24 protein-coding genes are annotated in these 24,505 nt (G+C 70.1%); 11 read left to right on the forward strand and 13 right to left on the reverse strand.

Features of this window, described 5'->3' with window-relative positions; all coding sequences use genetic code 11:
* Window positions 1–43 precede the first annotated feature (43 nt).
* A complete protein-coding gene (locus NOV86_RS14050) occupies window positions 44–811 on the forward strand; it encodes a class I SAM-dependent methyltransferase (protein ID WP_267642184.1) in 768 nt (255 codons plus the stop codon).
* 29 nt (window positions 812–840) lie between these two features.
* Here the strand turns inward: NOV86_RS14050 and NOV86_RS14055 are convergent, their stop codons facing one another.
* Window positions 841–1,038: a heavy-metal-associated domain-containing protein gene (locus NOV86_RS14055; protein ID WP_267642186.1), complete on the reverse strand. Its 198-nt coding sequence runs from the start codon at window positions 1,036–1,038 to the stop codon at window positions 841–843.
* 130 nt (window positions 1,039–1,168) lie between these two features.
* Here NOV86_RS14055 and NOV86_RS14060 point away from each other — a divergent pair, with 130 nt between their 5' ends.
* The 3 genes from NOV86_RS14060 to NOV86_RS14070 all read left to right on the forward strand — a co-directional run bounded on the left by NOV86_RS14060 (window position 1,169) and on the right by NOV86_RS14070 (window position 5,374).
* Window positions 1,169–1,759: an AsnC family transcriptional regulator gene (locus NOV86_RS14060; RefSeq protein ID WP_267642188.1), complete on the forward strand. Its 591-nt coding sequence runs from the start codon at window positions 1,169–1,171 to the stop codon at window positions 1,757–1,759.
* A 121-nt stretch (window positions 1,760–1,880) separates the two neighbouring features.
* A complete protein-coding gene (locus NOV86_RS14065; RefSeq protein WP_267642190.1) occupies window positions 1,881–4,451 on the forward strand; it encodes a heavy metal translocating P-type ATPase in 2,571 nt (856 codons plus the stop codon).
* 131 nt (window positions 4,452–4,582) lie between these two features.
* A complete protein-coding gene (locus NOV86_RS14070) occupies window positions 4,583–5,374 on the forward strand; it encodes a 2-oxo acid dehydrogenase subunit E2 (protein WP_267642191.1) in 792 nt (263 codons plus the stop codon).
* Between the two features lie 5 nt (window positions 5,375–5,379).
* Here the strand turns inward: NOV86_RS14070 and NOV86_RS14075 are convergent, their stop codons facing one another.
* Together NOV86_RS14075 and NOV86_RS14080 are read right to left on the reverse strand one after the other, a co-directional pair.
* Window positions 5,380–5,604: a DUF6199 family natural product biosynthesis protein gene (locus NOV86_RS14075; RefSeq protein ID WP_267642192.1), complete on the reverse strand. Its 225-nt coding sequence runs from the start codon at window positions 5,602–5,604 to the stop codon at window positions 5,380–5,382.
* 85 nt (window positions 5,605–5,689) lie between these two features.
* Window positions 5,690–6,889 (reverse strand): M48 family metallopeptidase, encoded by a 1,200-nt coding sequence (locus NOV86_RS14080; protein WP_267642194.1) that lies wholly within the window; start codon window positions 6,887–6,889, stop codon window positions 5,690–5,692.
* Between the two features lie 164 nt (window positions 6,890–7,053).
* Here NOV86_RS14080 and NOV86_RS14085 point away from each other — a divergent pair, with 164 nt between their 5' ends.
* A complete protein-coding gene (locus NOV86_RS14085) occupies window positions 7,054–7,572 on the forward strand; it encodes a DUF8173 domain-containing protein (RefSeq protein ID WP_267642195.1) in 519 nt (172 codons plus the stop codon).
* Here the strand turns inward: NOV86_RS14085 and gfo6 are convergent.
* From gfo6 to NOV86_RS14100, 3 genes are all read right to left on the reverse strand, one after another.
* Window positions 7,565–8,656: a D-xylose 1-dehydrogenase Gfo6 gene (gene gfo6, locus NOV86_RS14090; RefSeq protein ID WP_267642196.1), complete on the reverse strand. Its 1,092-nt coding sequence runs from the start codon at window positions 8,654–8,656 to the stop codon at window positions 7,565–7,567. The genes NOV86_RS14085 and gfo6 overlap by 8 nt on opposite strands.
* A gap of 66 nt (window positions 8,657–8,722) precedes the next feature.
* Window positions 8,723–10,612 (reverse strand): ABC transporter ATP-binding protein, encoded by a 1,890-nt coding sequence (locus NOV86_RS14095; RefSeq protein ID WP_368408786.1) that lies wholly within the window; start codon window positions 10,610–10,612, stop codon window positions 8,723–8,725.
* Window positions 10,613–10,886: 274 nt separating this feature from the next.
* Window positions 10,887–11,954, reverse strand: coding sequence for a guanosine monophosphate reductase (locus NOV86_RS14100; RefSeq protein ID WP_267642198.1), 1,068 nt, complete (start codon window positions 11,952–11,954; stop codon window positions 10,887–10,889).
* Between the two features lie 230 nt (window positions 11,955–12,184).
* On the opposite strand from NOV86_RS14100, the gene NOV86_RS14105 reads away from it, so the two are divergent.
* Window positions 12,185–12,547: an SHOCT domain-containing protein gene (locus NOV86_RS14105; protein WP_267642199.1), complete on the forward strand. Its 363-nt coding sequence runs from the start codon at window positions 12,185–12,187 to the stop codon at window positions 12,545–12,547.
* Window positions 12,548–12,631: 84 nt separating this feature from the next.
* On the opposite strand, the gene NOV86_RS14110 is transcribed toward NOV86_RS14105, so the two are convergent.
* The 3 genes from NOV86_RS14110 to NOV86_RS14120 all read right to left on the reverse strand — a co-directional run bounded on the left by NOV86_RS14110 (window position 12,632) and on the right by NOV86_RS14120 (window position 16,521).
* Window positions 12,632–13,447, reverse strand: a complete 816-nt coding sequence (locus NOV86_RS14110) for a DUF4097 family beta strand repeat-containing protein (protein WP_267642200.1) — start codon at window positions 13,445–13,447, stop codon at window positions 12,632–12,634.
* 163 nt (window positions 13,448–13,610) lie between these two features.
* The gene (locus NOV86_RS14115; RefSeq protein WP_267642203.1) at window positions 13,611–15,653 is read right to left on the reverse strand and encodes a bifunctional metallophosphatase/5'-nucleotidase; all 2,043 of its coding nucleotides are present in this window, start codon (window positions 15,651–15,653) and stop codon (window positions 13,611–13,613) included.
* Between the two features lie 214 nt (window positions 15,654–15,867).
* Window positions 15,868–16,521, reverse strand: a complete 654-nt coding sequence (locus tag NOV86_RS14120) for a lactate utilization protein (protein ID WP_267642204.1) — start codon at window positions 16,519–16,521, stop codon at window positions 15,868–15,870.
* Between the two features lie 249 nt (window positions 16,522–16,770).
* Here NOV86_RS14120 and NOV86_RS14125 point away from each other — a divergent pair, with 249 nt between their 5' ends.
* Together NOV86_RS14125 and NOV86_RS14130 are read left to right on the forward strand one after the other, a co-directional pair.
* The gene (locus tag NOV86_RS14125; RefSeq protein WP_267642205.1) at window positions 16,771–18,249 is read left to right on the forward strand and encodes an AMP phosphorylase; all 1,479 of its coding nucleotides are present in this window, start codon (window positions 16,771–16,773) and stop codon (window positions 18,247–18,249) included.
* Between the two features lie 72 nt (window positions 18,250–18,321).
* Window positions 18,322–20,079: an alkaline phosphatase D family protein gene (locus NOV86_RS14130; RefSeq protein ID WP_267642206.1), complete on the forward strand. Its 1,758-nt coding sequence runs from the start codon at window positions 18,322–18,324 to the stop codon at window positions 20,077–20,079.
* A gap of 18 nt (window positions 20,080–20,097) precedes the next feature.
* Here the strand turns inward: NOV86_RS14130 and NOV86_RS14135 are convergent, their stop codons facing one another.
* The 3 genes from NOV86_RS14135 to NOV86_RS14145 all read right to left on the reverse strand — a co-directional run bounded on the left by NOV86_RS14135 (window position 20,098) and on the right by NOV86_RS14145 (window position 22,601).
* Entirely contained in the window at window positions 20,098–20,433 is a 336-nt protein-coding gene (locus NOV86_RS14135; RefSeq protein WP_267642208.1) for a thioredoxin family protein, read from the reverse strand.
* Between the two features lie 104 nt (window positions 20,434–20,537).
* On the reverse strand, window positions 20,538–21,521 hold the full coding sequence (locus NOV86_RS14140; protein ID WP_267642210.1) for a calcium/sodium antiporter: 984 nt from the start codon (window positions 21,519–21,521) through the stop codon (window positions 20,538–20,540).
* A 69-nt stretch (window positions 21,522–21,590) separates the two neighbouring features.
* Window positions 21,591–22,601: an alpha/beta hydrolase gene (locus tag NOV86_RS14145; RefSeq protein ID WP_267642211.1), complete on the reverse strand. Its 1,011-nt coding sequence runs from the start codon at window positions 22,599–22,601 to the stop codon at window positions 21,591–21,593.
* Between the two features lie 110 nt (window positions 22,602–22,711).
* On the opposite strand from NOV86_RS14145, the gene NOV86_RS14150 reads away from it, so the two are divergent.
* The 3 genes from NOV86_RS14150 to NOV86_RS14160 all read left to right on the forward strand — a co-directional run bounded on the left by NOV86_RS14150 (window position 22,712) and on the right by NOV86_RS14160 (window position 23,948).
* Window positions 22,712–23,140: a universal stress protein gene (locus NOV86_RS14150; RefSeq protein ID WP_267642212.1), complete on the forward strand. Its 429-nt coding sequence runs from the start codon at window positions 22,712–22,714 to the stop codon at window positions 23,138–23,140.
* 110 nt (window positions 23,141–23,250) lie between these two features.
* On the forward strand, window positions 23,251–23,688 hold the full coding sequence (locus NOV86_RS14155) for an ArsR/SmtB family transcription factor (RefSeq protein ID WP_267642213.1): 438 nt from the start codon (window positions 23,251–23,253) through the stop codon (window positions 23,686–23,688).
* The gene (locus NOV86_RS14160) at window positions 23,685–23,948 is read left to right on the forward strand and encodes a DUF7521 family protein (protein WP_267642214.1); all 264 of its coding nucleotides are present in this window, start codon (window positions 23,685–23,687) and stop codon (window positions 23,946–23,948) included. The genes NOV86_RS14155 and NOV86_RS14160 overlap by 4 nt, the downstream gene beginning before the upstream one ends.
* A 4-nt stretch (window positions 23,949–23,952) precedes the next feature.
* Here the strand turns inward: NOV86_RS14160 and NOV86_RS14165 are convergent, their stop codons facing one another.
* Window positions 23,953–24,501, reverse strand: a complete 549-nt coding sequence (locus NOV86_RS14165) for a hypothetical protein (protein WP_267642215.1) — start codon at window positions 24,499–24,501, stop codon at window positions 23,953–23,955.
* Window positions 24,502–24,505: the final 4 nt, after the last annotated feature.

Raw genomic sequence — 24,505 nt, forward strand, 5'->3', positions numbered from 1 at the left:
CGGACGCCAGTGCTTTTTCCGTCGGGGCGTCGAAACCCGGTCCATGAGCCACTGGACCGAGGAACTGTTCGTCGAGCACCCGGAGGTGTTCGCGGTGACGATGCGACAGCGCGTCGACGACGCCCCGGAGCAGGTCGAGCAGGTGCTCGGCCTCGCCCGCGACCACGGCGTCGAGCCCGCGACCGCCCTCGACGTGGCCTGCGGCATCGGCCGGCACGCGGTCGAACTCGCCGGGTCGGGGGTGACGGTCCGGGGCGTCGACATCTCGCCGGCGTACGTCGAGACCGCCCGGGACCGGGCCGCCGAGGCGGGCGTGGCCGACCGCGCGACCTTCGAGGTGGGCGACATGCGCGACCTCGATGCGGTCGACGGCGAGTACGACCTCGTCACCAACATGTGGACCGCCTTCGGCTACTTCGACGAGGCGACGAACGAGGCGGTCGCGGCCGGCCTGCACGGGACGGTCGCCGACGACGGCGTGCTGGTGATGGAGCTGGCGAACAAGGAGGCGACGATGGCGAACTTCCGGTCCTCGTTCGCGGCCCGGGACGATGGCGTCCTCAGCGTCGAGGAGGGCGAGTACACCCCGGCGACGGGCCGGATGGAGACGACGCTGACGCTGTTCGAGGAGCGCGACGACGGCTACGACCACGTCGGCGAGGTGTCGTGGGACCTGCGGCTGTACGCCCCGGCGGAGCTGCGCCGGCTGCTCGAACGCGCCGGGTTCTCGGCCGTCCACCTGTACGGGGGGCTCGACGGGAGCGAGCTGGAACGCGAGAGCCACCGGCTGGTGGTCGTCGCAGAACCCTGAGAAACGGCGGGTCGATTCAGCAGGTCGGTTCAGGCCGAGGCGTCGTAGCCGGCGTCCTCGACGGCCGCGACGAGGTCGTCGACGTCGGCGCTCCCCGTCACGGTCACCGAGTTCGCCTCGTTGTCGGCCGTCGCGTCCTCGACGCCCGCGACGTCCAGCAGGGCGTCCTCGACCGTCTGTTCGCAGTGCCCACAGCTCATGCCTTCGACCGTCAGTGTCTGGCTCATGGTCGAGGATAGGGGGAGGAGGATTATTCGCCTTTCCGTTCGTGGTCGGGGACTCCACCTGCTGGTTCGCTTTCGACTCCAAAGTAGGATTGGGGTCACACTCTTGACTCTGGGTGTCGTCGACCCCGGTATGCGCGACCTCGACGATACGGACATGGAGATACTGCGCGCCCTCGCCGACGACGCCCGCCGGTCGTTCGCCGACATCGGCGAGCAGGTCGGCCTCTCCGGCCCTGCCGTCTCCGACCGGGTGAAGCGACTGCAGGAGGTCGGCGTCGTCCGCGGGTTCACGGTCGACGTGGACCGGTCGCAACTCCGCGAGGGGACGCCCGTCCTGGTGCGCCTCGAACTCGACGCCGGGATGGCCGACGCGGTGAAGGCAGACCTGCGCGAGGCCGAGGCGGTCGAACACCTGTTCACGGCGGCCGACGGCGACCTGACGTTCCACGCCCGGGTGCCGGACACGGCGGTCCACCGGTGGCTCGCCTCGGTGACCGACACGGCCCTCGTCCGGGACGTCTCGGTCGAACTGCTGTCGAACGTGGACTGGTCGCCGAGCGTCGGCGGCACCGAGTTCGCGCTCGAGTGCGCCGAGTGCGGCAACACCGTCACCAGCGAGGGTGTCTCCGCCAGGGTCGGCGACTCCGTCTACAACTTCTGCTGTACGTCCTGCGAGGGCCGGTTCCGGAACCGGTACGAGCGTCTGGAGGAAGGGGCGTGACTGCTCACGGAACGTGTGCGGAACCCGGACTGTAGCTTCGAATCGAAATTCGAACCGGTCTTCCAGAACCGGCATCGAAAGCACAACCCGATTGAAAGAGTAGCCCCTACGTTCTACCGAGATGCCAGAGCGGACGATACAACTCGAGATATCGGGCATGTCCTGTGCCAACTGCTCGAACACGGTGCAGGACGCCCTCACGTCGCTCGACGGGGTGCGCGAGGCGTCGGTCAACTTCGCGACCGACGCCGGGAGTGTCACCTACGAGTCGAGCGAGGTGTCGCTGGCCGCGGTCCTCGACGCTATCCGGGACGCGGGCTACGAGCCCGTCACGGAGTCGACGACCGTCGGTATCACCGACATGTCGTGTGCGAACTGTGCGGAGACCATCGACGACGCCCTCGAACGGACCCCCGGAATCGTCCGGGCGGACGTGAACTTCGCGACCGACGAGGCCAGCATCGAGTACGTCCCCGATGTGGTCTCCCGTGCCGACCTCTACCAGGCCATCGAGGATTCGGGCTACACGCCGGTCCGCGACGAGTCCGGCGAGGGCGAGGACGAGGCGCGCGAGTCGGCCCGCGACGCCGAGATTCGCAAGCAGAAGCGGCTGACGCTCATCGGGGCCGCCTTCTCGCTCCCGCTGCTGTTCATGCTCGTCGAGCACCTGTTCTTCCCCGGCGTGCTGCCCGCGGCGGTGCCGGGCACCGGCCTGTCCATCGGCTGGGTCGCCTTCGCGCTCGCGACGCCGGTCCAGTACCTGCTCGGCAAGCCGTTCTACGCCAACTCCTACAAGTCGCTGGTGAAGAACCGGACCGCGAACATGGACGTGCTCATCGCGCTCGGGTCGTCGACGGCGTACTTCTACAGCCTCGGCGTGCTCGTCTTCGCGATAGAGGGTGCCGGCCTCTACTTCGACACGGCCGCGCTCATCCTCGTGTTCATCACGCTCGGGAACTACCTCGAGGCGCGCTCGAAGGGGCAGGCCAGCGAGGCGCTTCGCTCCCTGCTGGAGATGGAGGCCGACACCGCGACCGTCGTCGAGGATGACGGGACCGAACGCGAGGTCCCCCTCGAGGACGTGCAGGTCGGCGACCGGATGAAGGTCCGGCCCGGCGAGAAGATTCCCACCGACGGCGTCGTCGTGGAGGGCGACTCGGCCGTGGACGAGTCCATGGTCACCGGTGAGTCCGTCCCCGTGTCGAAGGAGCCCGGCGACGAGGTCGTCGGCTCGACCATCAACGAGAACGGCGTGCTCGTCGTCGAGGCGACGAAGGTGGGCGAGGACACGGCCATCCAGCAGATCGTCCAGACGGTCAAGGAGGCCCAGTCCCGCCAGCCCGAGATCCAGAACCTCGCGGACCGCATCTCGGCGTACTTCGTCCCCGCGGTCATCGTCAACGCGCTGTTCTGGGGGGCGGTGTGGTACCTCGCCCCCGAGGCCCTCGCCGGGGTCGTGAACGCCCTGCCCCTCTGGGGGGTCATCCTGGGCGGGCCGGCCGCCATCGGCGCCCAGGAGTTCGCCATCATCGTGTTCGCCTCGGCGGTCCTCATCGCCTGCCCCTGTGCCCTCGGGCTCGCGACCCCCGCGGCCACCATGGTCGGGACGACCATCGGCGCCCAGAACGGCGTCCTGTTCAAGGGCGGTGACGTGCTGGAGCGCGTTCGGGACGTCGAGACCGTCGTCTTCGACAAGACCGGCACCCTCACCACCGGCGAGATGCGCCTGACCGACGTGGTCGTCGTGGACCCGCCCCGGGCCGACGGCGCGGGCGCGGCCACCACCGACCCCGAGACGCTGGACGAGGAGTTCGTCCTCCGGATGGCCGCCGCCGCCGAGCAGAACAGCGAGCACCCGCTCGCCCAGGCCATCGTCGCGGGCGCCGAAGAGCGCGGCATCGACCTCCCCGACTCGACGGACTTCGAGAACGTCCCCGGGAAGGGCATCGTCGCCACCGTCGAGGGCCGTGCGGTCCGGGTCGGCAAGCGCGAACTGCTCCAGGAGGCCGGCATCGACACCGACCCCGCCGAGGACGCGATGGACCGCCTCGAGAGCGAGGGGAAGACCGCGATGCTGGTCGCCGTGGACGACGAACTGGCCGGCGTCGTCGCCGACGCCGACACCATCAAGGACTCCGCGACGGACGCCGTCGCCGCCCTCCACGACCGCGGCGTCGCGGTCCACATGATCACCGGCGACAACGAGCGCACCGCCCGCGCCGTCGCCGAGCAGGTCGGCATCGACCCGGCGAACGTCCGGGCCGGCGTCCTCCCCGAGGACAAGGCCGACGCGGTCGACGCCATCCAGCAGGACGGCACGAAGGCCATGATGGTCGGCGACGGCGTGAACGACGCGCCCGCCCTCGCCACCGCCTACGTCGGCACCGCCATCGGCTCCGGGACCGACGTGGCCATCGAGGCCGCCGACGTGACCCTGATGCGCGACGACCCGCTCGACGTGGTGAAGGCCATCCGCATCTCCGACGGCACGCTCCAGAAGATCAAGCAGAACCTCTTCTGGGCGCTCGGCTACAACACCGCGATGATCCCGCTGGCCTCGCTCGGCCTGCTCCAGCCCGTGCTGGCGGCCGGCGCGATGGCGCTCTCGTCGGTCTCGGTGCTCACGAACAGCCTGCTGTTCCGGCGCTACACGCCCGACCACGACTACGAGCTGTTCGGCTGGCTGCGCTGAGGCGCGGGCCGGGACTCGACGCTGTCCGCTCTTCCATTTTCCACTGGGACCTCCCGACAGGTGCCTGCTCCTCGTGACCGACCACCTCGGTCGGTGCATACGGATTTAGCCCGCGCCGTTCATGTAAGGCTATGAACAACCGAGCGCCCGGCGCCGAGCGCGTGTCCCCGCAGCAGCGATTCACGGCGGACTACATGCGGGTGGCGGGCACCCGGAGCAACGTCCACGGCCTGGTGGAGGTCGACGTCACCGCGGCCAGAGAGCGCCTGCGGACCATCGAGACGGAGACCGGCACGGCCCTCTCGTTCACGGCCTTCGTCGTCGGCTGTCTGGCGACGGCCGTGGCGGAACAGCCACGGGTCCATCGCTACCGGGACTGGCGCGGGCGGGTCCACGAGTTCGAGGAGGTGGACGTGAACGTCCTGGTCGAGCGGGAGGTCGACGGCGACCGCGCCGGCGTCCCCCACGTCATCCGGGGGGCTGACCGGCGGTCTGTCCGGTCGATCCACGACGAGATCCGCGCCGTCCAGGCGGACGCCTCGACGCGTTCCGAGGGCAGGCTCGCCCGGCTCGCCCGGCGCCTGCCCGGCTTCGTTCGCAGGCAGATATGGCGGCTTCCGCGGGTGTCACCGGAACGATGGAAGCGCCTCGCCGGCACCGTCGCCGTCACGTCGGTCGGGATGTTCGGCACCGGGAACGGGTGGGCCATCAGCCCGACGAACTACACGCTCCAGCTCACCGTCGGCGGTATCGGGACCAGACCGCGCCTCGTCGACGGCGAACTCGAGTCACGGGAGTACCTGAGCCTCACCGTCACCTTCGACCACGACGTGGTCGACGGGGCGCCGGCCGCGCGGTTCGTCCAGCGCCTCGGGGAGCATCTCGAAGCCGGGACCGGGCTGGACACCGCGGCGGCCGAGTGAAAGCGTCACATGAGCATCGCGGGCCCACCGAAGGCCATGAGGAGGGCGATGACCGCGACGACGACGCCCATGAGCCGCATCACGAGGAGGCGACCTTCACCCGGTTCGATCTGGGTCGTCCCGGCGGGGCCGCGCATCTGCCATCGACTCATCTGGCGGGGGAACGCGGCCGTCGCGAGCGACAGGACCGCGATGAGGAGGGCCACGAACTGGAATATCGCGGGGGGCATGGTCGAGTGACTGTCGAGGAGCGCAGGAAAATTTTGTGGTGCCCCGGGTGAGGTTCCCGCCCTGCGCGACTGACCGGCCGTCTCGCTAGCTGTTGGTCGCAGCCGACCCCTTCGACTCCAGTTCCGTCGCCAGCCGCTGCAACCGCTCGATCCTGTCCTGCGTCGACGGGTGGGTCCGGAACGGGAACGCCCGGCCGTCGGGGTCCAGCGTCGGCACGATGTCCAGTGCCGCATATGCCTCCGACCACTCCCGCGGGTCCTCCTGCGGGACCCCGTGTTCGTCGTCCAGCCGGGCCAGTGCGCTGGCGAGCGCGGCAGGGTTCCCCGTCAACTCCGCCGCCCCGGCGTCGGCGGCCCACTCCCGGCCCCGGGAGAGGAACGCGACGCCGAACTCGCCGTACCGGAGCGCCATGCGAACGAACAGGTTGAACACCACGTCGCCGGGGTCGTCCGGGTGCTCGTCGATGTACAGCCCTTCGGCGTAGACTATCGGGGCGATCGCGGTCGCCATCACCCGGCTGTCGCCGTTGGCGAGGTGGCTGACCTCGTGGGCGAGGACGGCTTCGAGTTCGTCGTCGGGGAGCACGTCGAGCAGGCCCTCGGAGACGACGAGGATCGCCGACGACCCGGACCCGATGGTGAACGCCTCGGGGCGGTCCCGGGGCGTGACCTGCACTGCCGGGGCCGGGACGCTCCCCTGCCTGGCGAGCCTGGCGACCACCTCGGGCAGTCGGTCGTCCACCTCGTCGGCCGGGACCGCCTCCGAGATGGAGCGTTCCTGCAGGCGCCGGATGGTCTTCTTCACCCCGCTGACGAAGCCGTAGATACCGAGCAGGAAGCCGATGGCGAGGACGAGGATGCCGAGGGAGAACGGGCTGAGGACCGCGAGGACCGCGAGCGTGATGGCCGCGGCGGCCTCGACGAGCAGCGAGTAGAGCGCGCCGAGGCAGACGAGGACGAGGAGCCACTGGGGGAGGTCCGAGGGCGGGAACAGGTAGTCGTCTCTGGCCCGCGGGGCGACGCGCTGCCAGCCCACGTAGACCAGCCAGAGGGCGGCGAGCGCGGCGACGGCGACGATGCCCGGATGGATGCCGAGCACCGCCGAGAGCCGTGGGGCTTCGAGTGCGAACGTCGCCACCTTCGAGGGAATCCAGCCGACGACACCGAGCAGGAGCGCCGACCCGAGAACACCGGTGAACAGCGCCACCCAGAACGACAGCGAGGCCACGATTACGGTCGCGACTGCCATCCGCACCACCAGCGAGAGCCTGAGACGCACGTCCATACCGAACGTCTCAGTTCAACAGAATTTCAAGGTTCCGGCTGTGGCGGCGGGGGGCGGCTGGGGCTGGCGCCGCCGACCCCGCGTCGGGGCCTCGGCTGCCGGTCTCGTGCGCTGATACCTCGTGACAGGGTGGTGTTTTCACCTCACGGCGCGTCTGTGCACCCATGGTTCCACTTCCCTCACAGCTCCTCGGCCTCGTCCTGCAGGTGCAGGGCAACGGCGTCGACGTGAACGTCAATCCGGGTGCCGGACTCGTCGGCGGTGCCGTCAGCGCGTTCCTGACGACCCTCATCGTCGGGGCCATCCTCGTCGCGCTGGCACCGGGATACACCGAGAAGATGATGGCGTACGTCCGCGACGAACCCATCGGGTCGGCCATCTACGGCGTGCTGAGCCTCGTGCTCGTGCTCGTCCTGATGGTCATCCTCGTCATCACCATCGTCGGCATCCTCCTCGCCATCCCGCTGGGCATCGTCCTGTTCGTGGCCTGGGCGGTCGGCGCGGCCATCGCCTACCTCGCCATCGCGGAGCGCCTCGTCGGCCGCGAGGACGGCTGGACGAAGCCCCTGCTGGTCGGCGCGGCCATCAACGGTGGCCTCGCCCTGACGGGCATCGGCGGCATCGTCTCGTTCTGCATCGGCGCGGCGGGCTTCGGTGCGGTCCTGCGGAACTGGCTCAACTGACCGGCACGTCGACCGTCTCCTCCTTCTCGGCGGCCTCGTAGATCGCCTCCACGAGTGCCATGTCCCGGACGCCCTCGGCCGCGCCGGCGATGGGCTCCTCGTCCCGGAGCACGCACTGGGCGAAGTAGGCGAACTGTGGCGTGAGCTGGTCGACCTCGCCGAGTTTGACCGTCTCGGTCAGCTCGTCGCGCTCCAGCGTCACGGTCTGCTCGTTCCCCTCGACGAAGATGGGGTCGAGGGTGATGCGACCCTCGGTGCCCGTGATGCGGAGCTGGTGGCCGGTGTAGGCGTCGAAACTGGCGTTGCACTGGGCCTGCACGCCGTTCTCGAAGACGCACTGGAAGGCGACGTGTTCGTCCACGTCGGCGAAGGCGGCGTCCGGGCTGGCGGTCGTCGCCGAGACGCTGACCGGCTCCGAATCGAGGACGAACCGGGTGGTGTTGAGCGGGTAGAGGCCGATGTCGGTGAGCGCGCCACCACCCGAGAGGCCCTTGTCGACCCGCCAGCGGTCCGACTCCGCGTCGGGGTCGTCGAGCAGCCGGAAGGTGAAGCTCCCGTGGACGTGGACCGGGTCGCCGACGAACCCCGATTCGACGAGGTCGCGGGCCCGCCGGACCGCCGGGCCGAACTGCATCCGGTAGGCGACCATGAAGGGGATGCCGGCCTCCGCGACCGTCTCCGCGATGCGTTCGGCGCCCTCGCGGGTGGCGGCCATCGCCTTCTCGCAGAGCACCGCCTTGTCCAGCCGGGCCGCCGTCTCGACGTAGGGCTCGTGGAGCGCGTGGGGCGTCACGACGTACACCGCGTCGTAGTCCTCGGCGGCGACGCCGTCGTGGTACTCGTCGTAGGTGATGGCCCGGGCCATGTCGAACTCGCCGGCGACCGACTCGGCCTTCGCTGGCGAACTGCTCACCGCGACGGTCGCCTCGCAGTCGCTCGCCCGGGCGAACGCCGGGAGCGCGTACTCCCGGGCGAAGCTACCGAGGCCGACCACCGCGAACCGAACCGGGCCGCCCTCGGTGGGTGCTCGCCAGTCCTCGCGCTGCCACTCGTCGAACCGGGTGCCGGATGGGGACGCTGTCATCGTCTCGTCGCCTGGCACGTCGGCGGGGGGACCCAAAGGTCTGCCCCCGGCGGTCGGTGCTGCCGGCTACACCGCGGACTCGCCCGACTCGCCCTCGCCGTCGCTTTCGCCTTCCCGTCTCCCCTCCCCGTCCGAGAGCAGCCGCCGGACCAGCCCCTCGGCGTCGCCCTCGAACTCGCCGGCCTGCACGCGCCAGAGCGTCGCGTACAGCCCACCCAACGCGACCAGTTCGTCGTGGGTGCCACGCTCGACGATGCGGCCGTCCTCGACCACGAGAATCTGGTCGGCGTGGCGCACCGTCGAGAGCCGGTGGGCGATGACGAACGTGGTTCGGTCGGCCGTGAGCCGGGTCAGGGCGCGCTGGATGTACAGTTCCGTCTCGGTGTCCACCGCCGAGGTCGCCTCGTCCAGCACGAGGATGGCCGGGTCCTGCAGCATCGCCCGTGCCAGCGAGAGGCGCTGGCGCTGGCCGCCGGAGAGCTTCACGCCGCGCTCGCCGATGCGGGTGTCGTAGCCGTCGGGCAGGTCCAGCACGAACTCGTGGGCTTCGGCGGCCCGGGCGGCCTCCCGGACCGCCTCGTCGGTGGCGTCGAAGCTCCCGTAGGCGATGTTCTCGCGGACCGAGCCGTCGAAGAGGAACACGTCTTGGCTGACGTAGCCGACGTGGTCGCGCAGGCTGTCGAACGCGAGGTCGCGCACGTCGTGTCCGTCGACGCGGATCGCGCCGGAGTCCACGTCGTAGAGCCGGAGCAGGAGCTTCGCGGCGGTCGATTTCCCGGCGCCCGTGGGCCCGACGAAGGCGATCGTCTCGCCCGGGTCCGCGGTGAAGGTCACGTCGTGCAGCACCGGCTCGCCCTCGACGTAGCTGAAGTCGACGTGGTCGTACTCGACGCGACCCGCGACGGAATCGAGGGTGACGGGCTCGTCGGCCTCGGCGACCGCGACCGGGAGGTCCTTCAGCCCGAAGATGCGCTCGCCGGAGGCGCGGGCGTTCTCGTAGGAGTTGACGATGCGACCCATCCCCGCGAGGGGGTCGACGAACCGCTGGGTCATGAACAGGAACGTGACGAACTCGCCGACGTACAGCGTCCCCGAGAACCCCGGCGGCGGCCCGGCGACCAGCCAGTAGCCGCCGAGCAGGAACGTCGCGGCGAAGGCGACGCCCGCGAGCATGTCCATCCCCGGCTGGTAGAGGTACTCGAGGCGAGCCACCGCCCAGGTGCGCTCGTAGATGTCCCACGAGGCGTCGGTGACGCGGCCGTCCTCGTACTCGCCGGTGTTGCTCGTCTTGATGACCTCCATCCCGCCGAGGTTGTTCTCTAATCTGGTGTTCAGGTCCCCGAAACTGGAGCGCAGGGCACGATAGAGGGGTCGGATGGTCCGCATGAACCAGACGGTGAAGGTGAGCAACAGGGGCACGCCGACCAGGCTGACCAGTGCCAGCTGCCAGTTCAGGTAGAGCAACAGGGCGGCGATGCCGACGACCGTCACGACGAGCTGGATGGCTCCACTTACCGTGCCGTTCAGGAACTGCTTGAGGTTGCGCACGTCGTTGTTCAGCACGGACATCACCTGCCCGGTCTGCTTGTCGTCGAAGAAGGCCATGTCGAGCCGTTGCATCGCCCGGTAGGTGTCGGTCCGCAGGGCGTGTTGCACCCGGTTCGAGAACAGCGAGAGGCTGACGCCCTGCGTCCAGCCGAAGACGACGCTCCCGACGAACGCGCCGACGATGAGCGCGACCGAGAGCCAGAGCTGGTCGAGCGTCGTGGCCGGGAGCAGCGAGCCCGGGACCAGCGGGAGCCGGAATGGCGTGTTGTCGTTGAACACCGAGTCGATGGCGATACCGAGCACCAGCGGCGGCACCAGCCCCACGAGCCGCGAGAACAGGCTGGTCACCAGCCCGAGGACGAACAGGTGGAGGTCGTCGCGCCCGTAGGTTCGAAAGAGCCGGAGCATCGGGTCCGGGGCGTCCGCGTCGGGTTCGAAGGGAAGGGTCTCTCTGCCCGGTCTCATCGGGCCTCCGTCGTGGGCGGGTGCCGGCGGTTCCGTGCGCCGGGTCCCGCGGCTGTGGTGTGTCGTCGCGGCATGGCTGCTGATAGGGTGCTGGTCGAAGACGGCGACCGCTGGACCGGGGCGCCGTCACTAACCAGATGTTAGGCTCCGACGGGACATAGCCAGAGCGGTCACCGGTGGCTCACCGGGTGGAGACGGCAACGACGCCGACGACGCTTCAGTCGTCGGCCGCCGCGCCCTCGATGTCGCCGTCGACCATCGCCGCGACGGAGTGGATGCCCTCGCGGTCGCGGGCGCTCTCGGCGACCTGTACGAACTCGGCCTTGGCGCGGGCCTCCGCGATGTCGCGGCCGCCGCAGTACGAGAGCCCCGAGCGCATCCCCGACAGGAACTCGGCGAGGTGCTCGTCGAACGGGCCGACGGCCGGCGTGAGCGCCTCGACGCCCTCGCCGTGTTCGAGGGTGAGGTCCTTGTCGGTGCGCTCGTGGTTCGCCGCCTCGCTGGCCATCCCCCGCGAGACCTTGTAGCGCTCGCCGTCGAGCGTGACGGTCCGGCCGGGGGCCTCGTCGGTGCCGGCGAAGTAGCCACCCATCATCACCGCGTCGGCCCCCGCCATGAGCGCCTTCACGGCGTCGCCGGAGGACCGGATGCCGCCGTCGGCGATGGTGGTGACGCCACAGCGCTCGGCGGCCGCGGCGCAGTCGTCGACCGCGGTGAGCTGGGGCATACCCGCGCCGGTCCGCTCCCGGGTCGTGCAGTGCGAGCCGGGGCCGACGCCGACCTTGACGCAGTCCGCGCCGGCCGCCGCGAGGTCCTCGACCCCCTGTGCCGTGACGACGTTCCCGACCACGAGCGGAACGTCGGGGAATTCGTCCGCGAGCCGGCGCGTCGCGTCGAGACACGTCTCCAGGTGGCCGTGCGCCACGTCGACGACGAGTGCGCAGGCGCCGGCCTCGACGCAGGCCGCGGCGCGTGCCTCGAAGTCCTCGTCGATGCCGACCGCGATGGCCACGCGTTCGCCCGCGTCCACCACCTGCTCGACCTCGGCGACCTGCTCGGCGATCGTGCAGAAGCGATGGAGGACGCCGAGGCCGCCCGCCCGCGAGAGCGCGATGGCGAGCTCGGCCTCCGTCACGGTGTCCATCGCCGCGCTCAGGACGGGGACGTCGAGGTCGAGCCCCGGCGCGAGCGTCGTCGAGAGGGTCACGTCGTCGCGACTCTCCACGGGCGAGCGCTGTGGGACGAGCAACACGTCGCCGTACGAGAGCCCGGTTCTGAGTTCCATCGTATGTTCCGCAGGCTAGAAGAACCGTCAGGCGGGTAAGTCCACCGTTACGCCTCGACTCACTGTCACTTACCGCGGCCACCGCCCGGAACCTGACCGACCAGCAGCACGGTGGCCTTGGATTCCGAGGGCACGCCGCCACTGCACACTCGATTCGAAGCCACGACCGGGCTGTGACCCGGTGACCCCGAAGGGGAACCGAGGTGAACGAGGACCCCGTAGCCTCCAGTATGGACACTGCCGCAGCGCGGTCCGGCCTCGGTATCGTCGCGCTCCTGCTCGCCGCCGTGCTCCTCGTCCCGCTGCTGTTCGGCGGGATGATGGGCATGGGGATGGGCGGGGGCGGTGCGACCTGGCACGACCACTGGATGGGCTTCGACGGCCAGTGGTCGTGGTGGTGGTTCGCCGCCAGCCTCGTCGGCCGACTGCTCGTCCTCGCGGTGGTCGTCGGCGGTGGCTACCTGCTGCTGAAGTCCCTCGGCGGCGGGAACGAGGGCGACCCTGCCCTCGACGAACTCCGCCGGGCGTACGCCCGCGGCGACCTGACCGACGAGGAGTTCGAGCGCCGCCGCGAGCGACTCGAACGGGACTGACCAGACCCAACCTGTCTCGTCCCGGCCGCGCTGGCCGGCTGAAAACGGGACCGTGGGGACTACGCGGGCGTCCCCCTGCCGAACTCAGACGCCGGTCACGGTGACCGACCCGTTCACCGCCGACGCCTCTATCTCGTAGCCGCCCTGTCCGTGGGTCGCGAGCAGTCGGCGCGAGGACTGGCTGGCGACCGCGAGGTCACAGTCCTCGACGGTCACGCGCCCGATGAGCGTCTCGGCCAGCACGTCGGCGTCGAGGTCGGCTGCGAGCCGGACCGTCAGCGACCCGTTCGGGGACCCCACCTCGGCGTTCCGCCGGAGCGAGTGGACCGCCACGTCGACCGACCCGTTGGCCGTCTCGGCGGCGTCGATGCCGGTACAGCCGCGGGCGGTCACGCTCCCGTTTGCGGCCTGCAGCGAGACGAAGCCGGCCACGTCGGTCGCCTCGATGCCCCCGTTGGCCACCTCGGCCCGGGTGTCGCCGGTGACGCCGTCGAGGGTGATGCTCCCGTTGACGAGTTCGACGTGGTCGACCGCGACGCTCGCCGGGACCGCGATGTCGAGGTCCGCCTTCGCCCGGACGTTCCTGCCCACGCCCTCGTCCTCGGGTTCGACCACGACGCGGAGGGTGCCGTCCGCGACGGTCGTCCTGACGTGGAGGCGGTCGAGGTGGTCGGCGCCGGCGCGGGTCCGCTTGGTCGCGGTGACGGTGACGGTGTCGTCCTCGGTCAGGCGCAGGACCGCGTCACCGTTGACGCTTTCGACGGTGAGACGGTCGAGTGCTGTCGCGTCGACCGTCTCTTCGACGGTGGCGGTGGTCTCCGTGCCGGTGTCGAGGGTGGCCTGGTCGACGATGCCGTCGACGAGGGAGCCGAGGAAGCCGCGGTTTGATTCGGTCGTCATAGGAGCAGAGACGGCTGCGAGCAGGGTATAGGTTCGCAGAACTCCGTTTCTGTCCTGGCGCGAACTGAAACGAACTTCTGTCGGGGAGTTGCTATCTTACTGGCCCGAAAAATGGAACTCGGTTCGCGTGTGGTGCCAGTGCCGGTGTCCGACTGGGTCGCCCCTACGCGACGGGCGCGGCGGGCGTGGCCGGCACGCCGGCCGGGACGGTGGCGCTGGCGTTCGCGGACTGGCCGCGGTCGGCCTCGTCGTCGTCAGCACCGTGGCCCGACCTGTCGGCGCAGGCGTTCCCGCCGGAGTCGCTCGCGCGCAGGTCGGCGTTCACGACCGAGTGCTCGAAGTAGACCCGGTCGAACGCCGTCGTCTCGTACTTCCCGTAGAGTTCGAGGTCGCCGCCCTCGCCCGCCATGCGGCGGAAGGCGGCGTTCTCGAAGGTGACCTCGATGGTCCCGTCGGTGAGGGTGACCGACTCGGCGGCGAGGCGCTCGCTGCTGGCGCCGTCGACCACGTAGAAGCTATCCGGCACGGTCGCGGTCGTCCCGTTCGGTGCGTCGATGGTCACCGTCGCCATCCCCTTCTCGACGGAGATGTCCCGGACCGCGGTGACGCTGTCGACCCGCCGGATGCGGTTCGTGTCCGCGGGCGAGACGGGCGTGTTGTTCCGGATGTAGTCGAGCAGGGCGGTCCCGTACAGCGTGTTCGTCGTGCTGACGCGGGTCGCGTTCGTCAGGACCGAGCCCTCCCAGCCGGCCATGTAGGAGTTGACCGTCACGGTGTAGGTCTCGTCCTCGTCGAGCGGTTCGCCGTTCACCCACGCCTCGCGGATGTACGGCTCCTCGCCCTCGTGGCCGACCCACTCGTAGGTGACGCCGCTGACCTGGAGCTGGGCCTCCGAGCCGTAGCGCTGGCCGGTCTCGCTCTCCAGCGTGACGACCTGGCTGGCGAGCAGTTGCTTCAGTTCGGCGCCGGTCAACTCGACCGTCACGAGCGTGTTGCGGAACGGCAGGATGTTGTACACGTCCCCGACGGTGACGTTCCCGGGGCCGTAGACGCTGTTCGAGCGGATGCCGCCGGCGTTCGTGATGGCGACCTCGGCGCCGGTCTTGGCGCGGAAACTGTCGCCGATCATGTTGCCGAGGGCGGTCTCGTCGTGGTAGTTCGAGGCGAACCGGGCGTCGAGGGGGACGGTCGTCCGGCCCGCCACGTCTTCGAGGGTGTCCTCGCGCGCTTTCGAGATGATGTCCGCGACCGTCTCGTTGCGCGGGACGTCCTCGGTGACGTTCAGCAGGCGACCGTTCCAGGCCGTCACGTCGCCGTTCTCGACGGTGAGGTCGACCTCGCCGACGTGCTCGGCGCGGGCCTCGGCCTCGACGATGACGGCTCCTGCGGTCTCCTGGGGCGGGTACTCGACCTCGTCGTCACCGACCACGATGGCGTCGACGTTGTCGGTCTCGCGGGCCAGGGTCTTCGACTCGGGGATGCCGATGTGGGCGGCCGCAACGACCACGTCGACGCCGCGTTCCTCCTTCAGCATCGTGGCGTACTCGCTTGCGGTCTCGGAGTAGTTCCGGAGCTCGTAGCCCTTCTCGTCGAAGTCGACGGCGGTCTTGGACTTGATGGCCTCGTCGGCGAGCCCGACGATGCCGACCTTCACGCCGTCGCGCTCGACGACGGTGTAGGGTTCGGTGCCCGGGATGGGCTCACCGGTCTCCTGGTCGACGATGTTCGCCATCAGCCAGGGGAACTCGGACTCGTTCGAGAAGTTCTCGACCGCGCCGAAGCCGTAGTCGAGGTCGTGGTTCCCGATGACCTCGGCGTCGGGCTCGAGGACGTTCAGCGCGGCCACGGGCGTCCGCCACTGCGTCAGCGGCGAGAGCGCGTGGGGGCTGATCTGGTCACCACCGCCGACCACGACGGTCGGGTTGTCGTGGGCGGCCCGGCGCTCGTTGATGAGGTGGACCATCCGCGGGAACGTCTGGTTCTCGACGGCCGCGGTCTGGATGTCGTTGTAGGTCAGCAGCGTCAGCGTGGTCGAGCCGTTGGACTCGTTGTCGGGCGCCTCGGCCGCGAGCGAGGACCCGGTGGCGGGCGCGGTCGCACCGGCCCGTGTCTCGGGGGACGATACCGGTTCGCTCGCCGCCACCGGGCCGACAGCCCCGGCGGCGACGAGGAGCGTGACGAGCAGGACCGTGAGTAACCGTCGCATGCGCGGTTACCACTACCGATAACCGGAATGTAAAAGTATGTATGACGACACGAGTGGGGAACAGTCCGGAATATAGAGTATATACTGTGGGCTGCTGCTGGCGTTCTCTGGGCACTGTCGGCGCAGTCACGCCGAAAAAAGTTAGAATTTTGAACTGTACTGGAATCGGTCGGTTCGGGACAGGGGCCTCGCGGGGCTCGACAGTACCCGCCGGTCAGTACCCGAGGTTCTCGCGGACCAGCACGACCGTCGTCCGGTCCTCCTCGGTCTCGTGCCGGTAGATGAGCTGCTTCGCGATGACCGAGCCCTGGCCGTAGGCCTCCTGAGCGCGGGCGTCCTCGAGCTTGTAGGCGAACTGCTCCAGCCGGTCGAGGGCGGCGTCGAGGTCCTCGGTGATCTTGTTCACGCCCGAGACGAGCACGAGGTTCCCGGCGGCGAAGGGGTACGCGCCGATGCGGCTCCCGGAGGCGTCGGCGGCGACGAGTTCGCCGGTCTGGGCGATGGCGTTGACGCTTCCGAGGAAGTAGTCGGCGGCCTGAGCCTCGCGGCGGAACTGCTGGCGCTCTTCGTCGTCGTCGATGGTCCAGACCTGCGAGTGGAGGTCCTCCCAGTCGTGGTCGCCCGATTCGAGCAGGTCCATGAAGCCGATCTCCTCCAGTGTCGTGGAGTGACCGTTCATGACCGAGACGCCGTCGGGAATCCGGTCGGTGACGGCGTCGAGGGCGGCCGCGGCGTCGTCCACGACGACCACGTCGAAGCCACGGTCTTCGAGGTTCGCGACCGTCGCCTCGACGGTCTCGTCGTCGGGGAGCTGGTCGTACGATTCGTCGGCGGAGACGTCGTCGAGGTACTGCGATTTCTGTGACATGGGTGGTGGGGTAGGGATGTCTCTGGTGAGGGGGAATACGCGCGAGGGCGGCGGCCCGTGACGGACTGCGCCCCCTGGAACTGTCCTCGTCATTACGCAGGGACGGCACCCCCATAAACGCTCGCGGACGCCGGGTTCACCAGGTGACATGGGTGTCAGCGGGGGGCATCCGTGTCTGCCCGTGCTCCTGACATGGGGTGTCAGCGAGCGACCACGAAGGCCTTGAGCACGGCACGCCTCTCTACGACTATGCGACTGACTGCCAAGGAGGTCGACATCGGGACGCGACACCCGACCGTCCTCCTCAACACGGCCGACGCCGAGGAACTCGCGGTGAACCCACTCGACCGCGTCCAGATGCAGTCGGCGGACCGGACCACCATCGCCATCGTCGAGCTGATGGACGAGGTCGTCGCGCGGGGCGAACTCGGTGTCACGAAGGGCATCCGTCACGTCACCGGCGAGGTGGAGGTCAAACCGGCCCCCCGGCCACGGTCGGTCGAGTACATCCGGAAGAAGCTCGACGACATCGAGCTGGAACGACACGAACTGGTGGCCATCGTCCACGACATCGACGCGAACCGCCTGAGCGACGTCGAACTCGGTGCCTACGTCACCGGCGTCTACACGAACGGGCTCTCGCTGTCGGAGACGACGTACCTGACCGAGTGCATGACCGAGGCCGGGAAGGTCGTGATGTGGGAGGACGACGTCGTCGCGGACAAGCACTCCATCGGCGGGGTCGCCGGCAACCGCGTCACGCCCATCGTGGTCGCCATCGTCGCCGCCTGCGGGCTCAAGATACCCAAGACCTCCTCGCGGGCGGTGACCTCGCCCGCCGGGACCGCGGACACGATGGAGGTGTTCTGCGAGGTGGAGTTCTCCCTGGAGGAGATGAAGGAGATCGTCGAGGAGACGAACGGCTGTTTCGTCTGGGGTGGGAGCGTCAACCTCTCGCCGGTCGACGACAAGATCATCCGTGCCGAGACGCCGCTGTCGCTCGACCCGCCGGGACAGCTCATCGCCTCCGTGCTCTCGAAGAAGAAGAGCGCCGGGTCGACCCACGTCGTGGTCGACCTCCCCTACGGCGAGGGGGCGAAGGTCCAGAGCCTCGTCGAGGCCCGCGAACTCGCCGAGGACTTCAAGCGCGTCGCCGAACACCTCGGGTTGACCGTCGAGTGCACCATCACCACGGGCGAACAGCCCATCGGCCGGGGGATCGGTCCCGTGCTCGAAGCCCGCGACGTCCTCGCGGTCCTGGAAGGCGGTGGGCCACAGGAACTCAGGCTGAAGGCGCTCCGGCTCGCGGACATCCTGCTCGAATGCTGTGGCATCGACGAGGACGCGACCGCGGTGCTCGACTCCGGGCGGGCGCTCGAACGGTTCCGCCGGATCGTCGCCGCCCAGGACGGCGACCCGGACGTGACGATGGCCGACCTCGAACCGGGGGCAGAGACCGCGGTCGTCGAGTCGGAACGCGACGGTGTCGTCACGCACGTCAACAACCGCCTCGTGAGCGCCATCGCCCGCCGGGCCGGGGCTCCCCGCGACGCGGGGGCCGGCCTCTACCTGCACCGGCGCGAGGACGACGAGGTGAGCGTCGGCGACCCGCTGTTCACCATCTACGCCGAGCAGGCCGCGAAACTCGAGGACGCGCTCGAACTCGCCGAACGGACCGAGGCCATCCGGGTCCGGGGGCCAGAGGACGCGCTGGTCGAGCGACTCTGAACTGGCTCGCTCACTGCTCATCAGGCTGAGTACTCGTCCACGATTTACCCGCGAATCGCGTACTCTGGAGCGATGACCAGCGCCGACGACCAGGGGGACCGCCGGACAGCAGTCTCCCGCCGGAGCCGCCGCCACGCCGCCAGTGCGACCACCGCGGCCGCCGCCTTCGCGGTTCTGGCACGGGCCGGGACGGCCGCGACGCCGGTCGCACCGGAGTCACCCGACGCCGAGCACGCCGCCGTGTTCGCGGTCGACCGCGAGGCCGCCGCGGACGTGTTCCCGCAGTCGGTCGCCAGTGGTGGCCCGACGCCAAGCGGGGTGCTCTGCTGGACGCGCATCGCACCCGAGTTCGTGGTCCCGGCGACGCCCCTCGGCATCGAGGTCGCGGCCGACGACGCCTTCGCCGACGTGGTCTTCCGCGGGGTCGTCCCGGCCGCCGCCATCGGCCCCCACGACGACCACTGCGTGACGGTCGACCTCGACGGCCGTCTCCCCGCGGACCGCCACCTGTTCTATCGGTTCGTCTACGACGGGGCGGCGAGCCGGGTCGGGCGGTGTCGGACGCTCCCCACCCCGGACGCCTCGCCCCCGGAACTCGCCCTCGGCGTGCTCTCGTGCAACAACTACCGGCAGGGCTACTTCGGGGCGCTGGCCCACGTCGCGGCCGAGGACCTCGACTACCTGCTCCACCTCGGCGACCTCATCTACGAGTACGCCGGCGAGAGCGCCCTGCCCGGCCGCGACATCGCGTTGCCCAGCGGCGAGGCCATCGCCTGGTCGCTCGCGGACTTCCGGCACCTCCACCGGACCTACCGGAGCGACCCCTTCATGCAGCGGGCGCTGGAGCGTCACACCCTCCTGCACGTCTGGGACGACCACGAGATCGTCAACGACCGCTGGTGGGACCCCGAGACAGACGCCCCGGCGACCGACGACCACCCGATGGGCGACGACCCGGAGTTCATGCGCGAACTCTACGTCGCGGGCCTCGCGGCGATGACGGAGTACGTCCCCTCTCGCGTCCGGTACCCGGCTGGAGCGCCGGACCCGACCCGGATCCGCGACGAGGTGCGCCTCTACCGGTCGCTCCGGTTCGGCGACCTCGCCGACCTGTTCCTGACCGACGAGCGCCTGTACCGGTCGCCGCCCCCGGCGGTCGCGGCGGCCGCGCCCGGACAGGACCCCTGGGCTGCGGGCACGCCCGGCGACCCGACCCGGACGATGCTTGGCGGCGAGCAGCGCCGGTGGCTGGTCGACGGGGTCACCCGGTCCGACGCGACGTGGAAGCTATGGGGGAACGAGGTGGTGCTCTCGCCGCTGTCGTTCGGGAAGTCCGGCACCGGGAGACGCAACCCCGACGCCTGGGACGGCTTCGGGTTCGAACGCCGGTACCTGCTCCGGTCGTTCCGGGCGGCCGACGTGACGAACCTCGTGGTCCTGACCGGCGACATGCACTCCTACCTCGCGGGCCACCTCCTCGGTTCCTACGACGGGGTCGACTCGGCGTCGGACCTGCCGGCACCAGGGAAGCGCGTCGGCGTCGAGTTCATGACGCCCGCGGTGTCGAGCGACAACCTCGCCGCGCTGGGGGCGGTCCCGGCGACCGCGGGCGAGCGCGTGGTCGACCACCTGGTCCGGGCCCAGAACCCCCACGTCGCGTGGTTCAACAGCAGTCGCTGGGGGTACACGACGCTGCGGCTCACCAGGGAGGAGTGCGTCTGGACGGCCTGGGGCGTGGACAGGACGGAGAATACGGCGGCCGCGAGGAGGCGGCTCCTGCGGCGGTTCCGGGTGCCCGCAGGACGGGCCGAGTTACAGCGACTCGCGTGACCGGACCGCTCGCGGGGTTCAGTCGCTCGCGTGTTCCTCGACGAACGCGACGACCTCGTCGGTCGGGACGAAGCCGTCTGCCAGTCGTGCGACCGGTTCGCCGTCGCGGAACAGGATGAGCGTCGGGACGCTCCGGATGTCGAACTCGTCCATCAGCGAGATGTCGTCGCCGGGGTTGACCATGGCGACGGTCGCGTCGGTGACCCGGGCGACGTTGCCGAGTATCGGTTCCATGGACTGGCACTTGCCACAGCCCTTCGTGTAGAACTCGACGAGGACGAGGGGTTCGGTGGCGACGAGGTCGTCCAGTTCGGCACCGCCTGTCAGGCGATGGGGGCGCTGGTGCTGGCTCATGGGGGGTGCTACGGCGGCCGCCGTTTTAGGGGTGCGGCTGGATGGCGCAGGCCGCGCCAGACTGGCGAGTGTTCGCACGCGACGCTGCCGCGGGAGAACGACACTCACCCCGCGAGGAACCCGACCACCCAGTTCACGAACCCGACGACGACGAGCAGTGCGCCCTCCCACCGGGCGAGTTCCTCCTCGGTCCCCAGCAGCACCACGACCAGCAGGCAGAGCACGAGCAGGGCGATGCTGCTCGGGTACGCGGCCGGCCCCACGTTCAGGGGTGTGATGAGGCTCGCCAGCCCGAGCACGCCGAGCAGGTTGAACACCGAACTCCCGATGAGGTTCCCGGCGGAGAGGCCCGCACTCCCCCGGCGAGCCGCGATGAGCGAGGTCGCGAACTCGGGCGCGGAGGTGCCGGCCGCGACGACGGTCGCACCGATGACCCACTCGGAGATGCCCGCGGCCTGGGCGATGCCGACCGCGCCCTCGACCAGCAGGTGCCCGCCGACGACGACCACGGCCAGTCCCACGAGCAGTTTCGGCACGTCGAGCAGCTCGAACCCGCTGACCTCGGCGAGGTCGACCGGTTCGTCGCCGTCGTCGTCCCCCGCCCCGACGAGGGTCTCCGGCATCGGCTCCCGCGAGCTCAGCGTCGCCAGCAGCGACAGGTACGCGAACAGGGCGACGAAGAGGACGCTCCCCTCCAGCCGGTCGAGCTGGCCGTCGACGAGGAAGGCGGTCGTCAGCACGACCGCGACGAGGAGGGCCGTCCCGTCGCGCTGGACGAGGTCGTACGAGACCGGGAGCGCGCCGGCCAGCGCGACACCGCCGAGGACGAACCCGAGGTTGAACACGTTCGAGCCGATGACGTTCCCGACCGAGACCGCGGCCTTCCCGGTGAGCGCGGCGTCGATCGTCACGACGAACTCCGGGGCCGAGGTGCCGAAGGCGACGACGGTGAGCCCGATGACCAGCGTCGGGATGCCGAGCCGCCAGGCGATGCGGACCGCGGACTCGACGAGGACGACCGCGCCGAACCAGAGGCCGGCGGCGCCCAGCACGACGAACAGGAGGTCGGTGAGGGTGGCGGTGACCATTGCCTGTCTGTCCTCACTCACGTCGGTGGGTTAACGCTTCTCGTCGGGGCAGGACAGGAACCGCTGGCGTCAGCGATACCGCCGGACCGCCGCCTCGACGTCGTCCCAGGCGTCGGCGGCGGCCGGGACCACGTCCGCGAGCGAGAGGAAGCCGTGGCACATGCCGGGGTAGTGCAGGTCGGCGACGGGCACCCCGGCGTCGGCCAGTGCTGCGGCGTAGGCCCGCCCCTCGTCCCGGAGTGGGTCGACCCCGCCCGTGACGACGACTGCGGGCGGCAGATTCCGGTAGCTGCCGCGCTCCAGCGGCGAGAGGTCCGGCGGCCCGCCGCTGGCGGCTGCGCCCCGTGTCACCGCCGCGCCCTCGCCTCCGGCGGCGACGTGCGCCGCAGCCTGGGTCGCCGTCACCTCGTCGTCGCCCTGGTACAGCGCCCAGAACCAGACGAGGTCGCGCCGGGTCAGCAGCGGGCCGTCGGCGTGTTCGACGTGCGATCTCCGGTCGCAACGTGGGTCGAGCATCGGGTAGAAGAGCAGCTGGCAGGTGAGGCTGGTGCGGCCTCCCGCCGGGGCTGGTTCGTCGCGCAGGCGGCGGGCGACGGTCGCGGCCAGGTTCGCGCCGGCGCTGGAGCCGGCGACGCCGACCCGGTCCGGGTCGATGCCGAATTCGTCGCTCCCGGCGAGGACGAGGCGGGTCAGGGCCTCGACGTCGGCCAGCCCCGCGGGGAACGGGTGTTCGGGCGCGAGCCGGTAATCGACGCTCACGACGACGCTGTCCGTCCCGGTCGCGAGCCGTGCCGCGAGGTCGTCGGCGGAGTCGAGGGTGCCGAGGACGAAGCCGCCGCCGTGGGCGAAGACGAGCCCCGGGGCGGGTGCCTCGACGCCGGGCGGGCGGTAGACCCGGACCGCGACGTCGCGGCTGCCGAGCGGGACGGTCACGTCCTCGGTCTCCACCGCCGGGGCGCTCGCGCCGCCGAACGTCTCGTCCTCGACGCGCCGGGCGTCTTCGACGCCGAGTTCGTGCCACTCCGGCAGGTCGGTCAGGTCGTCGAGGACGGTCGCGAGGGTCGGGTCGAGTGCGGCCACTGTCTGGCGGACAGAGGGACGGCGGTGGCTTGAAATCTGCTGTTCTCGCGTTCTCAGCGCGTGAGAACTAGCTGACAGGTAGTCGGGGGTCGGGAGCGTATCTCCAGACGATGTACGACGACATCCTCATCCCCACAGACGGCAAGGACGGCTCGCAGGTGGCCATCGAGCACGGCGTCGACCTGGCGGAGCGACACGGCGCGCGCGTGCACGGCCTCTTCGTCATCGACGAGGACGTGTTCGAGCACTACGCCGCGACCGACGCCATCGAGAACGCGGAGGCGGCCCTGGCCGACCTCGGCGAGGACGCCCTCTACCAGGTCGCCTCGGCCGCGGACGGCGCGAACCTCGATTTCGAGGCGGTCGAGGTCCGCGGCAAACCCCACGAGGCCATCCTCGAGTACGCCGCCGACCACGGCATCGACTGCATCGTCATGGGCGAGGGCCAGCACTCCGACGAGTACCGGCGCCTCCTCGGCTCCTGTACCGAGCGCGTGGTGCGCCTCAGCGACGTGCCGGTACTGGTCGTCAAGGCCTGAGCTCGGACTGCCTCGCTTCTCCTGTCGGCGCGACGCCCCCGAGTGGCGACGCTCCCATTCGCGGGACGGTCCCGCACGTTCAAGTGCGTCTGTGGAGAAACCGCGCACGAGTGAGTACCGACCCGTCCCGGCTCCTGCGGTTGTTGCACGACGAGTACGCGCGGTCGATACTGCTCCGAACGAGTGCGAAACCGATGTCTGCAAGCGAACTCAGCGAGGACTGCGACATGTCCCGCTCGACCGTCTACCGGCGAGCCGACGAACTCGTCGAGGAGGGATTGCTCCGGTCGTACACGCGCCCGGACCCGGACGGCCACCACCCGACCGTCTACGAGGCGACCGTCTCCTCGGTGTCGTTCGACATCGACGACGGCGAACTCGCCGTGACGGTCACCGACGACGCGGCCGCGGCCGGGGGGTCCGACGACGCCGAGGGCGTCGAGGCAGCCCAGGAACACGACGACCACCACGAACACGACGACGACCGCGACGACCTCGCGGACCGCTGGACACAGCTCTGGAGCGGCGTCAGGGGTGAGGACGCGTGAGTACGGCACTGTGGGTCGCCAAGGCGCTCACGGTCCTGCTCGGGCTGTTCGTCGCGGTCCAGAGCTACCGCGGCTACCGGCGCAACGACAGCCAGCCGATGCTGTACCTCGCCGTCGGCTTCGTCTTCATCAGCCTCGGCGGGGTCGTCGACTGCAACCTCTTCGCGGCGCTCGGGATGGCGAAACCCCTCGACGGGTTCCTCCCGACCTGCTTCACCACGCTGGGGCTGGGGACGGTCGCCTACTCGATGTTCTACTGACCCGTCAGCCCGCGCCGGGGCGGTACCGGCAGGTCGTCGGGTCGCCGGTCCGACCGAGGAAGAACAGCAACAGCAGGAGGCCGCCGACCCGGAGGAGGTTCCCGTGGAAGGGCATGGCGGCGAGCGCGCCGGCGAAGCCGAACAGGCCGAGGACGCCGGCGCCACAGCCGGCACAGCCGGAGACGACGAGGCCGGGGAGGGTCCCGCCGAGGTCGGTCGACCCGGAGAGCCCCTGGACCGACACCTGCGCGACCGCGTTCACCGCCGCGACGCCGGTCAGGGCGGCGTAGACCACGATGAGTGCGAGGCCGAGCCAGCCGTTCGAGCGGACCGTCGTCTGCGTCAGGGAGACCAGGACGTAGTCGAGGTAGTGCAGGCCCGCGCCGAGCATCTGGGCGCTGTAGGTCGGGAAGGTGCTCAACACCAGCACGCAGTAGGTCAGGACGGCGACGAGGAGGGCCGCGGTCGCTCGCCGGGGGGACCCGACCGGGTAGCCGAGGGCCTCGCGGAGGCCGGCGCCGAACCGTCGGAGGCGGGTAGCTGTCTGGACCATCGTT

Origin of the sequence: Haloarchaeobius amylolyticus (assembly GCF_026616195.1) — an archaeon.
GTDB lineage: Archaea > Halobacteriota > Halobacteria > Halobacteriales > Natrialbaceae > Haloarchaeobius > Haloarchaeobius amylolyticus.

Excerpts from the sequence above, each read along its gene's own strand:
- NOV86_RS14050 (WP_267642184.1), top strand. The coding sequence starts at position 44 with ATGAGCCACTGGACCGAGGAACTGTTCGTCGAGCACCCGGAGGTGTTC.
- NOV86_RS14130 (WP_267642206.1), top strand. The coding sequence starts at position 18,322 with ATGACCAGCGCCGACGACCAGGGGGACCGCCGGACAGCAGTCTCCCGC.
- NOV86_RS14120 (WP_267642204.1), bottom strand. The coding sequence starts at position 16,521 with ATGTCACAGAAATCGCAGTACCTCGACGACGTCTCCGCCGACGAATCG.
- NOV86_RS14060 (WP_267642188.1), top strand. The coding sequence starts at position 1,169 with ATGCGCGACCTCGACGATACGGACATGGAGATACTGCGCGCCCTCGCC.
- NOV86_RS14105 (WP_267642199.1), top strand. The coding sequence starts at position 12,185 with ATGGACACTGCCGCAGCGCGGTCCGGCCTCGGTATCGTCGCGCTCCTG.
- NOV86_RS14080 (WP_267642194.1), bottom strand. The coding sequence starts at position 6,889 with ATGGACGTGCGTCTCAGGCTCTCGCTGGTGGTGCGGATGGCAGTCGCG.
- NOV86_RS14055 (WP_267642186.1), bottom strand. The coding sequence starts at position 1,038 with ATGAGCCAGACACTGACGGTCGAAGGCATGAGCTGTGGGCACTGCGAA.
- NOV86_RS14110 (WP_267642200.1), bottom strand. The coding sequence starts at position 13,447 with ATGACGACCGAATCAAACCGCGGCTTCCTCGGCTCCCTCGTCGACGGC.
- NOV86_RS14065 (WP_267642190.1), top strand. The coding sequence starts at position 1,881 with ATGCCAGAGCGGACGATACAACTCGAGATATCGGGCATGTCCTGTGCC.
- NOV86_RS14085 (WP_267642195.1), top strand. The coding sequence starts at position 7,054 with ATGGTTCCACTTCCCTCACAGCTCCTCGGCCTCGTCCTGCAGGTGCAG.
- NOV86_RS14070 (WP_267642191.1), top strand. The coding sequence starts at position 4,583 with ATGAACAACCGAGCGCCCGGCGCCGAGCGCGTGTCCCCGCAGCAGCGA.
- NOV86_RS14125 (WP_267642205.1), top strand. The coding sequence starts at position 16,771 with ATGCGACTGACTGCCAAGGAGGTCGACATCGGGACGCGACACCCGACC.
- NOV86_RS14100 (WP_267642198.1), bottom strand. The coding sequence starts at position 11,954 with ATGGAACTCAGAACCGGGCTCTCGTACGGCGACGTGTTGCTCGTCCCA.
- NOV86_RS14140 (WP_267642210.1), bottom strand. The coding sequence starts at position 21,521 with ATGGTCACCGCCACCCTCACCGACCTCCTGTTCGTCGTGCTGGGCGCC.
- gfo6 (WP_267642196.1), bottom strand. The coding sequence starts at position 8,656 with ATGACAGCGTCCCCATCCGGCACCCGGTTCGACGAGTGGCAGCGCGAG.
- NOV86_RS14075 (WP_267642192.1), bottom strand. The coding sequence starts at position 5,604 with ATGCCCCCCGCGATATTCCAGTTCGTGGCCCTCCTCATCGCGGTCCTG.
- NOV86_RS14135 (WP_267642208.1), bottom strand. The coding sequence starts at position 20,433 with ATGAGCCAGCACCAGCGCCCCCATCGCCTGACAGGCGGTGCCGAACTG.
- NOV86_RS14165 (WP_267642215.1), bottom strand. The coding sequence starts at position 24,501 with ATGGTCCAGACAGCTACCCGCCTCCGACGGTTCGGCGCCGGCCTCCGC.
- NOV86_RS14095 (WP_368408786.1), bottom strand. The coding sequence starts at position 10,612 with ATGCTCCGGCTCTTTCGAACCTACGGGCGCGACGACCTCCACCTGTTC.
- NOV86_RS14150 (WP_267642212.1), top strand. The coding sequence starts at position 22,712 with ATGTACGACGACATCCTCATCCCCACAGACGGCAAGGACGGCTCGCAG.
- NOV86_RS14115 (WP_267642203.1), bottom strand. The coding sequence starts at position 15,653 with ATGCGACGGTTACTCACGGTCCTGCTCGTCACGCTCCTCGTCGCCGCC.